Origin of the sequence: Mesorhizobium sp. M0626, from assembly GCF_040320665.1 — a bacterium.
Lineage (GTDB): Bacteria > Pseudomonadota > Alphaproteobacteria > Rhizobiales > Rhizobiaceae > Mesorhizobium.
On record NZ_JAMYQD010000036.1, the window covers coordinates 23,606 to 36,755 of the forward strand.

The following is a 13,150-nucleotide window of genomic DNA, read 5'->3' on the forward strand; positions in this document are numbered from 1 at the left end:
TTCCGGGCCTACACGCCCACTCTTGCGACTTCGCAGGAGAAAATTTCAACCAGCTTTGCTCAGGCTGCCAGCTGAGGACTTGCCAGTGCGGCGGTTCTGCTCGATCTCATAGTTGATCTTCTGGCCGTCAGCGAGGGTCGAGAGGCACGCGCGTTCGACAGCGGAAATGTGGACGAAAACATCCGGACCGCCATTGTCGGGCTGGATAAATCCAAACCCCTTGGTGCTGTTGAACCACTTTACCGTTCCAGTCGTCATATACTTGTTCCTTCTTCTACAATGCACGTGGGCGGCCATTAGGCCTGTCCGAGTCATAGCCGAGAGTTGGGCGCAGCAAAAAGCGAAAAATTGTTAAGCCCCGATCAGCTGGCGCACTCCATTGTGGGCGTAGCCGCCAGCAAGCACTGTCCTATACTACCGCTCGAGCGTGGCCGGAAGCGCCCAATTTCTTCCAACGCTCCTCAGCGCCACGTCGATGGCTCGTGTTTGGAGGCGCGGGACGTAAGGCCGACCGCTGCTCGTGCCGCCAGGTCAAAAGGCCGGGTAGTTCACGGAGCTGCCTTCGTGCATAACACCTTGGGAGCGCCTTAAGGAGTTTCGAGTTGGATTGTTTCAAGAGGGTCGAGGGGTTGATCGATGCGACCAGCGTGGAAGCGATCGATAGCGCGCGCGTTTTGCTGGACCAGTTCAAGGGCAAGTCAGAAACAATCGCCCAAGCGATTGACGACTTCCTGCTTGATTTCATGACCTTGCTGTTTGTGGTAGAAGCCACCCGCGAGCAGTTCCACAATCCGGCGAGGCGGTTAGCGCGCATCAGATTGAGCAAGGTCAGGCTGTTACTCACGCGATGCTCTTGACCTAAGCGACCACTCGCCAGGGTGCATTTGCAGCCGAGCGCACCAGGCGGTATTTTATGCACATGAAACCAATCGCGACCGCTAAATTCTGCTGTTTGGTTCCCATGGACGACGGCAAGCGCGGACAGCTTCCGTGCTGCTGTCCTGCAGCGGCAAATGTGCTGCATGCCCCCCATCCAAGGCGAGCTCGACGTTTGTTTCTTACGTTGACCAAGGTCCCGCGAAAACACTCCCCTTTCCGCAGCAACTCATCACTGTTCAACCGCCTCGCGGCAGGCCATCACGCCAGAAGACAGCAACGGCGTCGTTTTTCCCGCCCAGTCCTACGACCTCGTTTTCCAGCGCCTCGCGAATGTCGCCACCCGCCGTTTTTTTCAGGTCCGTCTTCGCGCGCGAGCTGGGTCCGCGCCCACTTAGCTACGCTGCTCACGCCTTCTACCCTTCAGCACCGCCCGGTCTGACTGTCGAGGACATCGGTCCGCTGGAGCGACAACATTTCAATTCTGACCGTCGGTGCAGCGGCCTTCGAAGCGCATCCCGTCCCCCTTCCCCAGCAGCGCGCCCAATCGTCTTCCAATGAAGAAGATATTCTCAGCCGTGCTCGCGTCGCCTTCAGCCCTGTTCGATGGCCCACAATGTCGGATGCACAACATGTCAGACTGACTTGTCCACATGCCTCGAATGTTTTCTGATCTGGCACGGTGCATGCGTGGTCGTCCGCAAGGCGTCGCGGATCAAGGAAAATCCCTCCAATGACCATCCCCCCAAGAACACCGCCGCCGGTCTCCTGGGCTCATCCCAAGATGAGGCTCGAGTGAGCCTTGGCCGCATGATTCATCTGGCTCGGCCTGCCCGCCGAGATCGAAGACGCAGCCCGTTCAGGAAAATGAGGAACAAATCACTGCCTCGAAACTTGCCTTTCCAACCGGAGCCATCGATCGCCCCCTGGCTGCGCAAGGCATTCACTGCCACCGCCCTGGCCCTGGCGACGACCGCTCGGCTCTGGCCGCCACCGACGGCGGCAAGATTACGGATTTCCTGCTCGATGATGGCATGGAACAGTCGACATGACTCCGCGCAAATCGTCACTCATATGATCTGGCACAAGGTCCGCAGCGCCGACGAGCCACCGGGCAAACCCGACCTTGCCCCTTCCCTCGAGCGTCTGATCTTTAGGGCGACGCCCAACCGCGCCGACAGCGAGTCCGACGGAGCCGTCTCAGACAGCGGCTACAATACCGCCCTCATTGCCTATAAATCGCTTTGGGCGAGATGATGGGCTTCGAGGCCGATTGCATGTTCAACCTCATTCTCAACGACGATGATATCGAGACCGAGCGAAACGTGATCCTGGAGGAGCGCCGTTGGCGCAGAGAGACGGACCCTCAGGTCTGGTGGACGAGGAGGTCAACGCGACGTTGCGGCCGAATCAGCCCTACCGCATTCCGGTGAACGGCTGGACGCAGGAGATGAAGAAGCTGAACGGCACCGATCGGTTCACGATGTGCAACGAATACCGCCGACCGAACAACGCCGTGCTGGTGGTGGCCGGCGACGCAGAGCCTGAGACGGTGAAGGCGCTGGCCGCGAAGACCTATGGCAAGGTTGCGCGCGGGCCGGATCTGCCACCGCGCAACCGACCGGTCGAGCCCGACTAGTAGAACCGCTAGGCGTCTTGTAGCGTCTCCCTCCCACTTGGGTACCGTGGTCTGCTAGCTGTATGGCCGAGGCCCTATAAGGAACCTTTACGTCCGGAATACACACCCCACCTGCTATATACACCTGCTGCGTTGAGGAGGAATCCGGTATTGCCCCTGTGCCCGCCGATGATCCGTCACCTGCGATCCCCTGACCTGTTTGGACCCATCGATCGCCTGCCGGCACTTGGCACGCGGATGGGCGAGCGGACATTTGAGGTTCTCAACCCGTCGACCGGCGAAGTGCTGGCAGAACTACCCGATATGGGTGTCGAGGAGACATGCGCTGCGATCGACAAGGCCTATGTCGCGCAGCCTCGATGGGCAGGGTTTACCGCACGTGAGCGCAGCGACGTTCTATGGCGATGGCATCAGTTGATCATCGACCACGCCGACGATCTCGCTGCAATTCTTACTGCGGAGATGGGCAAGCCGCTTGCGGAAGCCAAATCGGAGATATCGCATGCTGCGGCGTATCTGCAATGGTATGCCGAGGAGGCAAATCGGGTCTATGGCGAGACGATCTCCGCACCATCGGCCGACCGCCGAATGCTGGTGATCAAGCAGCCCATCGGGGTCGTCGGCACGATAACCCCATGGAATTTCCCGGCCTCGATGGTGGCGCGCAAAATCTCCCCAGCCTTGGCGGCGGGCTGCACGATCGTCCTCAAGCCCGCTGAACAGACGCCGCTCGTGGCTGGAGCAATGTTCGCCCTCGCCCATCAGGCAGGCTTTCCCGAAGGCGTCGTCAATCTGATCTATGCATCCGAAGCTGACGCGGTCGGCCGCGAACTTTGCACAAATCCCAAGGTCCGCAAGATCAGCTTCACCGGGTCTACTGAGATCGGGCGCCTACTCATGCGCCAGTGCTCGGCCCAGATCAAAAAAGTCAGCCTAGAGCTCGGCGGCAATGCACCTTTCATCGTCTTCGATGACGCCGATATCGATGCCGCGGTAGACGGTGCGATCCAGGCGAAGTACCGCAATGCCGGCCAGACCTGCGTTTCAGCGAACCGCCTTTACGTCCAGTCGGGCGTTCACGACGAGTTCGTCGAGAAATTCGTTGAACGGGCTCGCCAACTTCAAGTTGGTGACGGATTCGCGCGCAGAGTGGACATCGGGCCTCTCATCGACAAGAAGGCTTTGGCCAAGATTGAATCCCATATTGCCGATGCCGTAGCTAAAGGCGGCGCGATTCGCTGCGGGGGCAAACGCATCGGCACGAATGGCACGTTTTTCCAACCAACGGTCCTGACCGGTGTCACCAGCGAGATGACCGTCGCGCGCGAAGAGACATTCGGGCCGCTCGCACCGATTATTCACTTCAAAGATGCCGATCAGGTCGTGCGTGATGCCAATGAAACGATCTACGGCCTCGCGGCCTATTTTTATGCCTCTAACCTGAAGCGTGTCTGGCGTGTCGCCGAGGCCTTGGAATATGGAATGGTCGGGGTAAATACCGGCCGGATGTCTTCGGAAGCGGCGCCGTTCGGTGGGATAAAACAGTCCGGAATCGGGCGGGAGGGTTCCCGCCATGGCCTCGAGGACTACCTCGAAATGAAATATCTCTGCATGGGCGGCATCTGAAGCATCGACTTGCAGGGTCACAGGCCGAGTACCTAGTGAGCGATCCCCAAACATGTAAATTGTAGAATCGCTCCTCGATTAGGGCCGTCATACCGGAGCAAACACGCAATCCTGAGGAGCACCCTAATAATTTAGGCATCTATCTCTCCCGCGACAAGCGTCTGCATTTTCGGCGAAGACCTCGTGAATGTTAAGGAGGATACGCTTGCGATTTGGCAGCCCTCGCCGAATACTTCAGGCGAAGGGCTGTGCGTTGCGCGGGTCTGATTGGAAGCTTGTGCACCATGCTGGATCGTGAACGCTGGTTGTGAGCAATACCGGTTTCGGACCCGAATTTGAAGCTGCTACATTCCGATTGTCAGTTCAGTTGTTCTTCGGCTGAATGCCGCGCCGGTACAGTCTCGGACAGAATAGAAGATATCATCACGCAGGCATTCGCGTTCACATTGGTGATCGGCGCACGCTCCAGGCGCCAGGTTGACCAAGCGGGTCGAATCGCATGACAGCCTTGACCCGCTGGAGGACGGAATCCCGATGCCGCAGAGGTTGGTCAGCGCAGTCGAGCCCTCACGGCATTGCGGCACGAACAGCAAGGGCTGGGAAGCGACCGGCCGAGCGGTCCTCGAAGCCGCGGGCCAGGGTTGTCGACGACGCGCTGGTTCAGGTCGCCCCAGTGACAGCATATTTGGCATGGTCGGCTTTGGTTGCCGCGCAGATCTGGTCGAGATTGGGACAGTTCACTGGTGCACCTTTGGGCTCATAGTGCTTCCTCCTCATCGAGGTGAGGATTGCCGGACTTGGCGTAGAACACCAAAACGGGTCTGAGATCAAAGCGCGTCCCGGGTGCGAGGCGCTGGACGGACCGGGGCCATGTTTCGGTTGAGACGCCATCGATGCCTCGCGCCAGCGTTCTGGCGAATCGGGGCATCAGCGGAGCGACTGTCGGTGCCATGATCGCAGCGGCCGTCGTCTGAAGGGCTAGCGAAGTTCGATTGGGGGCGGGGTAGAAACATCGCGCAGCCGCATAGTCTCGCGCCCGACGGTAGATCACGCAATCGCGCACGAAATCGCAGGCCTGAGCGGCCGCGCGCCGGACCGAGAAGCCTTCGTCCGAATATGCCCGCTCCATCGCCGCGCGATAGATCTCTATCCGAGCAAAGAAGGCGCGGTCGACTGGGCTCCAGTCGCCTGCATCGGGTACATGGCCGGCAAAATCCTGCTTGATTTCCTGGTCCAACGCATCAAGCCAGTTCAGCCAAATTCCTTGGAAGACCTCCTTCTCGGTGCGGCGCAGCCCGTCCAGCGTGAAATCCGTCCGCTCCCCTTCCGGGCGTGTCAGGCCCAAATGGAGGCGCACGACGTCGACTGTCTTTGGGCTCAGAACGTCCTTGCCCCAGACCGCGTGGCGGCAGCTGGTTGAAAACTTCTTGCCGTCGAGCAGGTAGAACTCGTTTACGTGATAGTGGATGCGCGGCGTCCAGTGGGAGAAGACCTCGGCGTAAAGAGCGGGGTAGAGTAGCGCGTGGTAGAACGAATTGTCGAAGCCGAAGAAATGGACAATCTGCCAATCGCTGCCGGGCATCTCCGCATTCCAGTCGCGACCCAGCGAGCGGCCGAGCGCCTGGATGTTGTAAAGAAAACCGAAGGCCATCTCCGGCCAGACCCAGATCACTTGCCCCGGGAACCCTTCGGCCGGCAGGCCCCAGTCCGAGGGGTGGGTAATGGGTACTGAAAATTTGCCGCGTTGGCGTAGGCGCGCGAAGAGATCCAAGATGCGTAGCGGGACGCCTGATGCCCTTAGATGCCGGTCGATATTGTCGTAGCAGCGGTCCAAGGCAAGTTCCGGACGGCGGAGGGAGCCGACCAGCGGCGCTTCGGCAGACTGCCGTGACCGCGCTGCACCCAGGTCGTGGCAAAGGTTTGGGGCGCCGCATTCCTCGCAGATGTTGCCGGCGGCGGAGCCGCCGCAATCGGGGCAGAGGCCTTTAACATCCGGCTCATAAAGATAGTGGCCTGTCACAGCATCGAAAAGCGCAGGGCTCTGGCGCAGATCTACCGCCGTGCTGCTCAGAAGAGTTCGGAAACACGCGGCTTGAAATTCGCGGTAGCCGTCATCGCCCATTGTGGCTTGGAAGCTGTGGACGTCACAATCGAGAAGTGCAAGCGTGGCGCGAATCTCGTCGGAGTAGTAGCGCGCCACGTTTGCAGGCGTCCATTGATCGGTAGCGGCGCGTGTCGCGACGTAGCTCTGGTAATCGTCGCTTCCGGTCAGGTGATACGCCTCGACTCCTTTCATGCGCAGGAAACGGGTATAGACGTCGGCGCCGAAATAGGGGCCAGAAAGATGCCCCAGATGCAGATCGCCATTTGGCGTTGGCGGCGCGGAGAAGACGAAGGTCGGCCCGCGTGGAGCCGTGGTCTTTGCAGCGGCATCAAGGGCGGCCTCGCCGTCTCGCCAGTAGACATCGACGAAATCCAGGTCTTTGTTCCCGTCATTGCGCAGCACATGCGCTTCAAAAGGATGGAACAGGACGACGTCGCCGGCCTCGACCGAGATTTCCCCAAGGTCGGTGGTGACCTTGCCCGCACCGGACAGGACCACGAAGGCCTCGATTTCGTCGTGCCGATGGGGCTCGGATGTGACCCCGGGTCCAACCTTTCCGAACGAAAACCCCGTGCGAGCACTGCCCGTTCCAAGCGTGGCCGTGTCGATACCGAACGCTCGCGACAGCTCCGTTCGAGAAAACGTGTATTTGCGCATGACAACGAACCTAAGCTGTTGAAGAGTGGGACGGACCTTCGGCTGCCAACGAACAGCCTCAAGTGCACTTCATGGAGAGAAACGGCAGCCCGACCCGTTGGCGGCCCGGCCAGGATAGTGCAGCTCTGGGCCGGCAGCGGGCGACCAAGGGGGGCGCTAGGTCGGGCTGTAGGCACACAGAAGGCCGCCTGTGACCCCTCCACAATCCACGTGCCAAAGCGTCCGATGCTCCGCCAGCCCGCAAATCAGACCGCCATACCGTCCGCGCATTTCGTGAGCGGTCGATCAGTTTCGTGTGCATGCCTCCGCCTGGCTGCGTGAGCTCAATCGCGATAGAAGATGCCATTTGGGGGCTTGAGATTGTCGAGATCGGCCACTTTGCCCTCGGGCGGGTTAAGGGCGCGCTTAAGCACGTTATATTCAGCGCGGGTCGGCCCACCGGTTGAGGCACGCTGGAACACCAAGTAGAGTGTCCGCCGAGAGCGATTGCTTTTGTTCGGTCGTGAGTAGTGCGGTGCGTAATCGTCGAAGATGAAGATGTCGCCAGCCTTCCATACTACGGGTTCCCAGGAGAACGTTTCGGCGACTTGAGGATCGATCACCCCACCGGCATCCATGGGGAACACCCCCTTCTTGTGGTTGCCGGGGCTGAAGAAAAGCCCGCCGTTTTCCGGGTCGGAGTCGTCGATGCCTATGGCAACCACCGCATGGACCATCCGGTCGGGGAGTTTGTGTGGAATGTGATAAATGTCCTGATGCGGGAGATAGCCGCCGCTGTCGGGGTAGTGGAAAATAAGCAACTCCTTGAGCCTGCGCGAATCTTCTCCAAGCAAATCATCGACTGCTGACTTTATGCGCTGATCTGCTAATAGCAAACGACGCAATGAATCATGGTAGTCGAGAAAATTCTCGATCTTGGATATGATCTTTCGATTGTCCGTCGTCTTCTCGAACCACATGAGCCATTTATCATCGCTGACGTCCCAGCGTGACACATCTTCGACAAAATCAGAGATATCTTCCTGAGCCGCTGGCGCAAAGAAACTTTCGAGCCTGACGTATCCGTCTTTCTGCCACTTGTCTCTTTGTGTATCAGTCAACATGCGAAAAGCCTCCTGTTGGAAAGACTGGTTGGTCGGACCCCAATTAGGGCAGTCGGGCGCTGGCTAGTTGCGGTCCACGGAGACGCCCACGCATGTGGGACGGCGATGCTAAGTGCGTTCCGCTCCGACGGATTTTGTCCGGTGAAGCTCGGCGCGAGACTGCCTATGTCATGCTCGGCCGGGTCCAGGGCTTCGGTAAACTGGGCCGGATCAACCGCTTCACCCGGTCCAGCCACGACACGCATCGCTAAAGGCCGGCACCATCCGCTGACCGCCGACCCAGCCATAGCCGCCAAGACCACGGCGCTCTTTCGAGTGCGCGACCTGGTACGGCCTTGACAACGGTAGGGGAAATGCACGCCCCCAGAATAATGCGATGCGCCGCTTGGTCCAAGAACTTGTTCGGTCACGATGATTTCGGAGAAGCCTCCGGCCTTCGCAGCGGAGGCCGACATAATTCCCAGGATGCCACCGCCGATGATCAGAAGTTTCCGAGTCATATCCCGCTGCCCATTTCTTCGGCTACGGGGGCGGGCCAGCTCTCGATCGACGTATGGCTGATGAAGCCAGGATGCTCGGGGTTCGCGCATGGCGCGCGCCCAAGAAGGCTATCGAGGATGCGGCGCGCTCGCCAGGCCAGCAGGCTTAGGTTCGGATCGGCCAGGCCGCGCTGCCCGAGGCTCGCGTTTTGTACGAAGATGCGTCTGTCACGCGGTCCGTCCCAGCTCACCGAAAAATCCTCGCGAATAGCTAATTCATTGTCGATATGCTCCAGCCGGTGCGCGATAGGTTCCAAGAAGTCTGGGATCGCGTTCTCGTAACCGGTGGCCAGCACGACGATATCAGCCCTGACTTCTTCGACCTCGACCATGCCGTGCTGCAGGGTCAGCCTGTGACCCGCGCCGGCGTTGATGCAGTGCGAGACGGTGCAGCCCGGCCGCAGTGTGATGTCGGATCGGTTTGGCTCGAAAAATGCGTGGCGGTAGAGCGCCTGATAGATCGCGCGCAACGTGCTTTCTGAAATGCCGTCCGAGGCAAGCACGAAACGCCGCAGGAGCAGCTTACGCTGCGACTCGCTCATGGCCGCGAAACGATCCGAAAAGCAGGGCATGAACAACTCGTTTGTGAACGGGCTGTTGTCCAGAGGCAGATAGTTTTCGCGCTGCGAGACCCAAGTGATCGAGGCAGGCCGCCGTTCTTTCGGCAGGCCGATAAGATGCAACATCACCTCGGCTCCCGATTGTCCTCCGCCGACCACGCAGACATGCTTTCTCCGCACCTCAGGGTGGATGTGCAGTAAAACAGATGAGTGGAACAGGTTGCGTCCAGTCCAGCCCTGGAACTGAGGCGGAATTTGCGCCTGCTTGCCAATGCCGACCACGACGTCTCTGGCGCCGAGAACCGCCTTATCCGTCCGCACCCGAAACTCGCCGTCAAAGCGGATTTCGCGTACTGTCTCACCGCCACGCACAAGTGGGTTCCTGTGGAAGACCCAGTTCAGGTATTGTTCGAACTCCACTCTGAGCACGGCTTCGAACTGTGCGTTCAGGAAGTGATACAGACGCCCGTTCTCGTGCAGGAAGTTTACGAAAGTGTAGGCTGATCGCGGATTCACTAGAGTGACCAGGTCCTTGAAGTGGCTGACCTGGAGCTCCGAGGAATCGAATGCACTGCCTGGATGCCAGCGGAAGTCGACCTGCCGATCCAGGAACACCGCTCCTTGCCCAACTTGCTCGTGTAGTTGACACGCAAGGCTCAAATTGGACGGGCCAGCACCGATCCCAACGCAAGATAACTCCACTGCTTCCTCCTATAGAGTCTTCCCACTGGACGGCTTGTTCGCGGCGAATATCGGCCACAGCCATTGGGCCCCCTCGCGGACGTTCGGAGCACCGGTCCCGACCGGGTTTGCGAGAATTTGTCCAGCGCGTTCGCGTCGTCGAATGTAGACCGGAGCATTCCAGCGCGGTGAAATCGAGGCGTCATGCCGGCGCCGTGGGGCAACGACGTATGTCTTTCCGTTGGTCTGGATGGCGTCGCCGTCACGCGAGACGCTTTGCAGGCCCATTAAGGTGTTTGAAGCAGGCCCAATCGCCGGCCCGACCATGACGCGCCGGCCTTTCGGCGGCTTGATGGCAGGCGAGAGCGCGGTGTTCACTACGGCGACGGCATTTTCGGTGCGCATGATCATGGACGGCGTCTCGCTGATGCGTTCGCAGAGTCCCATGCATAGGCCGTGCCAGAGAAGGAAACCGTATTAAACAAAGGGTTGGCGGATTTACGATCCTGTCCGAAATCCGACATTGAGGGGGACGCTTCAGGGGGGCGCCCGATTTGCACTTCGGATGTCGCCTTTTCCGAATAGCTAATCGGGCACCCTCTGCATCAGAATACTTCTCTTATGGAGACCAGCACAGCTCATGAACGGACAGTGCAGAACCCTGCGTCTCTGCCGGACAGATCACGATGTGCCGTGTCCATCGAGCTCAGCAGTTGCAAGAGCTCCCAGCTCCTGCCCTATCGTGCTGTTGCACTGGCTCGATCCCTATATCCTCGGAGGCCTCGACATGAAGAGTGACGCAAACTCATGTCCGCCGGGAGGCCTCTCTCATGGGGAAGCAATTCTCTGTGTTGGTGAAGGATCGATGCTCATGCTCAGATGGTCGCGGATGGGCGGATGCCCGGCCTAAGCGCATCGATGAATCTCTGTACAGGTAGCCGGAACAGAATTGGGTATTCTGCCGGTCCAAAGCACGACGCCATTCCATCCCTGCGGCTCAATCCAGGCGGAGGGATGAGGCAGCAGCCTTTTGCGCGCCTACCGGTCGGCCAGGAATGGGAGCCCTCGTAAACGCAGTCCTTCGATGATCGCCGCCGCGGAGCTCCTCAGGCCGTGCCGTGCTCGACACCGGCGACGTCGTGGTCGTCAATCGCCCCGTCGCCGCTGTAGATGAAGCTCGGCCAGTTGGCGGTGACCTTCACTGCTATTCCGCAGTGCCCACCGAGCTCGCACAGGAGGTTCTATCAGGGCGGTCACGGCTGCACTCGTTGTCGGGTCTGCGACAAAGTCGAGATGAGGCACACGGCAGTCAGAGCCATGTCATTGTTGTGAAATGATTTTCTCGTTTGGCACGACACGTGCAAGATTATCCGCAAACGCGCTGCGGCAAGGACTGGGAGCGCTCCGCCAATCTCACGCACTTTGCAAGAGTTTCGTAGTTCAGTGCATCATTTCTGAAGGCAAGGAGAGAATATCATGGCGAGAAAGCGAATGGGCGTGGCGCGGGGCGTAACAGCGGCCATCGTCCTGATTCTGATGGGACAGCAGGCCGTGGCGGCCGAGCTTGCGCAAGCCGCGAGCGTCCAGCAGGCTGGAGCCGCGGTCACGGAATGGCCAAATCCTTGGCAGGTCCGCCTGCGCGCGTTGGGGGTCATTACTGAGGATTCGGGCTACGTCAATGCAGTGCCCGGCTCCGGCCTTTCATATTCGAACACTGTGACGCCGGAACTCGATATCTCCTATTACTTCACGGACAACATCGCCACGGAGCTTATCCTCGGCACCACCTATGCCAACATTGAGGGCCAAGGAGCGATCGGCGCGCTGGGCAATGTCGGCAAGGTTTGGCTTCTGCCGCCCACGCTCACATTGCAGTATCATCTTACCAATTTCGGCGCTTTCAAGCCCTATGTCGGCGCCGGCGTGAACTACACGATATTCTATAACCAGCATGCCGGCAGTGCCGATGCTCTGAAGGTTAATAACACGTTCGGCACCGCGCTGCAGGTCGGGTTCGACTACATGGTGGATCAGCATTGGGGCGTCAATTTCGATGTGAAGAAGCTTTTCCTCAAGCCAGACTTCGACGTCACAGTGGACGGCGCGAAGCAGACGGGAAAGGCGGAGCTCGATCCCTGGTTGATAGGCGCAGGTGTCACCTACCGCTTCTAACAACGAAAGGTGAAGGCGCTGCTGATAGCCGATCGGAATGAAGGGCGCGCCTTGTGCGCCCTTTTTCCGTCGGCCCTGAACGGGCGACACTTGAAGAAGCCATTGTAGAGGGGCGACCGCCTGCTCCTGCGAACCAAGAAGGGTGACCCTGATCAATGCGGGCTCGACTAACGCCTGAAATGGAGGTGTTTAGATGCGCTTCGATCAGGAGGGCTATTGGGTATTGTTGATGGAATGCCAAGGTTAGGGCCTCCGGCATTATTCTCCCGGACGAAATGTTTGAGCTATGCGCCTGGATCGTGTCCCGCGGCGTGGTGTAGCTGGCGGCATTAGTCGCCGTGCTCTCCGGCATGGGCCGGGCTGATCAGCGCGCCACGGCTGGCAGGCTGATCAGGGGATCATCGCTCATCTGGCTGATCGTTTCCAGAGTCATATATCTGGCCCGCTGCACTGCCCATTCATCGTTCTGTTCGAGCAGGATTGCGCCGACGAGGCGCACGACCGTATCGTCGTTCGGGAAGATTCCGACGACCTCGGTGCGCCGCTTGATCTCGCCGTTGAGACGTTCGATCGGATTCGTCGAGTGGAGCTTGGCGCGATGTCCTTGGGGAAGGTCATGTAGGCCAGCACGTCGGGCTCGGCGTCGTCCATGATTGTCGCCAGCTTCGGCACCTTCGGCCGGATCTGGTCGGCGACGGCGCGCCATTGTACGGACGCGGCCTCGGCGTTTCCTGGGCGAAAGCGGTGGCGATGAAGGCTGAGACGACCCTGCGGCCGCTCTTGCCGGAATGGGCCAGCACGTTCCTCATGAAGTGGACGCGGCACCTCTGCCATGTCGCGCACAGCACCTTGGTGACGGCCGCCTTGAGGCCTTAGTGAGCATCGGAGACGACGAGCTTGACGCCGCGCAGGCCCCGACGTGTCAGCTTGCGCAGGAACTCTGTCCAGATCGGCTCGGCCTCCGAGGTGCCAATCTCCATGCCCAGTACAGTACCTCGCGCCGGCCGTCCGCGTTGACGCCGACGGCGATGATAACGGCGACCGAGACGATCCGCCCACCGCGGCGGACCTTCAGGTAAGTGGCGTCGATCCACAGGTATGGCCAATCGCCCTCGATCGGCCGCTCGAGGAAGGCCTTCACCTTCCCGTCGATCTCCTCGCACAGCCGCGAGACCTGGCTCTTGGATATGCCG

The 13,150-nt window shown here is 59.6% G+C and carries 12 protein-coding genes and 1 pseudogene; 5 read left to right on the forward strand and 8 right to left on the reverse strand.

What is annotated here, in order from left to right; translation table 11 throughout:
- Positions 1–45: 45 nt before the first annotated feature.
- Positions 46–258 carry a cold-shock protein gene (locus tag NKI37_RS30670; protein ID WP_352791618.1) on the reverse strand — a complete coding sequence of 71 codons (213 nt, stop codon included), beginning with the start codon at positions 256–258 and terminating at the stop codon, positions 46–48.
- A gap of 371 nt (positions 259–629) precedes the next feature.
- On the opposite strand from NKI37_RS30670, the gene NKI37_RS30675 reads away from it, so the two are divergent.
- From NKI37_RS30675 to NKI37_RS30690, 4 genes are all read left to right on the forward strand, one after another.
- Positions 630–857, forward strand: a complete 228-nt coding sequence (locus tag NKI37_RS30675) for a hypothetical protein (protein WP_245260682.1) — start codon at positions 630–632, stop codon at positions 855–857.
- A gap of 709 nt (positions 858–1,566) precedes the next feature.
- The gene (locus tag NKI37_RS30680; protein WP_352791616.1) at positions 1,567–2,133 is read left to right on the forward strand and encodes a hypothetical protein; all 567 of its coding nucleotides are present in this window, start codon (positions 1,567–1,569) and stop codon (positions 2,131–2,133) included.
- An 88-nt stretch (positions 2,134–2,221) separates the two neighbouring features.
- On the forward strand, positions 2,222–2,515 hold the full coding sequence (locus NKI37_RS30685) for an insulinase family protein (protein WP_348625624.1): 294 nt from the start codon (positions 2,222–2,224) through the stop codon (positions 2,513–2,515).
- Positions 2,516–2,683: 168 nt separating this feature from the next.
- Positions 2,684–4,141, forward strand: a complete 1,458-nt coding sequence (locus tag NKI37_RS30690; RefSeq protein ID WP_352791613.1) for an NAD-dependent succinate-semialdehyde dehydrogenase — start codon at positions 2,684–2,686, stop codon at positions 4,139–4,141.
- A gap of 757 nt (positions 4,142–4,898) precedes the next feature.
- Here NKI37_RS30690 and NKI37_RS30695 read toward each other — a convergent pair.
- The 4 genes from NKI37_RS30695 to NKI37_RS30710 form a co-directional block, all read right to left on the reverse strand.
- The gene (locus NKI37_RS30695) at positions 4,899–6,902 is read right to left on the reverse strand and encodes a class I tRNA ligase family protein (protein WP_352791611.1); all 2,004 of its coding nucleotides are present in this window, start codon (positions 6,900–6,902) and stop codon (positions 4,899–4,901) included.
- Between the two features lie 323 nt (positions 6,903–7,225).
- The gene (locus NKI37_RS30700; protein WP_352791609.1) at positions 7,226–8,005 is read right to left on the reverse strand and encodes a phytanoyl-CoA dioxygenase family protein; all 780 of its coding nucleotides are present in this window, start codon (positions 8,003–8,005) and stop codon (positions 7,226–7,228) included.
- Positions 8,006–8,501: 496 nt separating this feature from the next.
- Positions 8,502–9,806, reverse strand: a complete 1,305-nt coding sequence (locus tag NKI37_RS30705) for a lysine N(6)-hydroxylase/L-ornithine N(5)-oxygenase family protein (protein WP_352791608.1) — start codon at positions 9,804–9,806, stop codon at positions 8,502–8,504.
- A gap of 9 nt (positions 9,807–9,815) precedes the next feature.
- The gene (locus NKI37_RS30710; RefSeq protein WP_352791606.1) at positions 9,816–10,196 is read right to left on the reverse strand and encodes an iron-sulfur cluster assembly accessory protein; all 381 of its coding nucleotides are present in this window, start codon (positions 10,194–10,196) and stop codon (positions 9,816–9,818) included.
- Between the two features lie 1,065 nt (positions 10,197–11,261).
- Between NKI37_RS30710 and NKI37_RS30715 the strand changes: the two genes are divergently transcribed.
- Complete coding sequence (locus NKI37_RS30715) at positions 11,262–11,957, forward strand: OmpW/AlkL family protein (protein WP_502896409.1); 696 nt, start codon at positions 11,262–11,264, stop codon at positions 11,955–11,957.
- Between the two features lie 364 nt (positions 11,958–12,321).
- Here the strand turns inward: NKI37_RS30715 and NKI37_RS32025 are convergent, their stop codons facing one another.
- The 3 genes and pseudogenes from NKI37_RS32025 to NKI37_RS32035 all read right to left on the reverse strand — a co-directional run.
- A complete protein-coding gene (locus NKI37_RS32025; protein ID WP_502897523.1) occupies positions 12,322–12,663 on the reverse strand; it encodes a transposase in 342 nt (113 codons plus the stop codon).
- Positions 12,572–12,937, reverse strand: a pseudogene (locus NKI37_RS32030) (transposase). Before NKI37_RS32030 ends, NKI37_RS32025 begins: the two are co-directional and overlap by 92 nt.
- Positions 12,880–13,150: transposase (locus NKI37_RS32035; RefSeq protein ID WP_502897524.1), on the reverse strand; the 271-nt coding region annotated here is incomplete at its 5' end. The gene NKI37_RS32035 and the pseudogene NKI37_RS32030, both read right to left, overlap by 58 nt.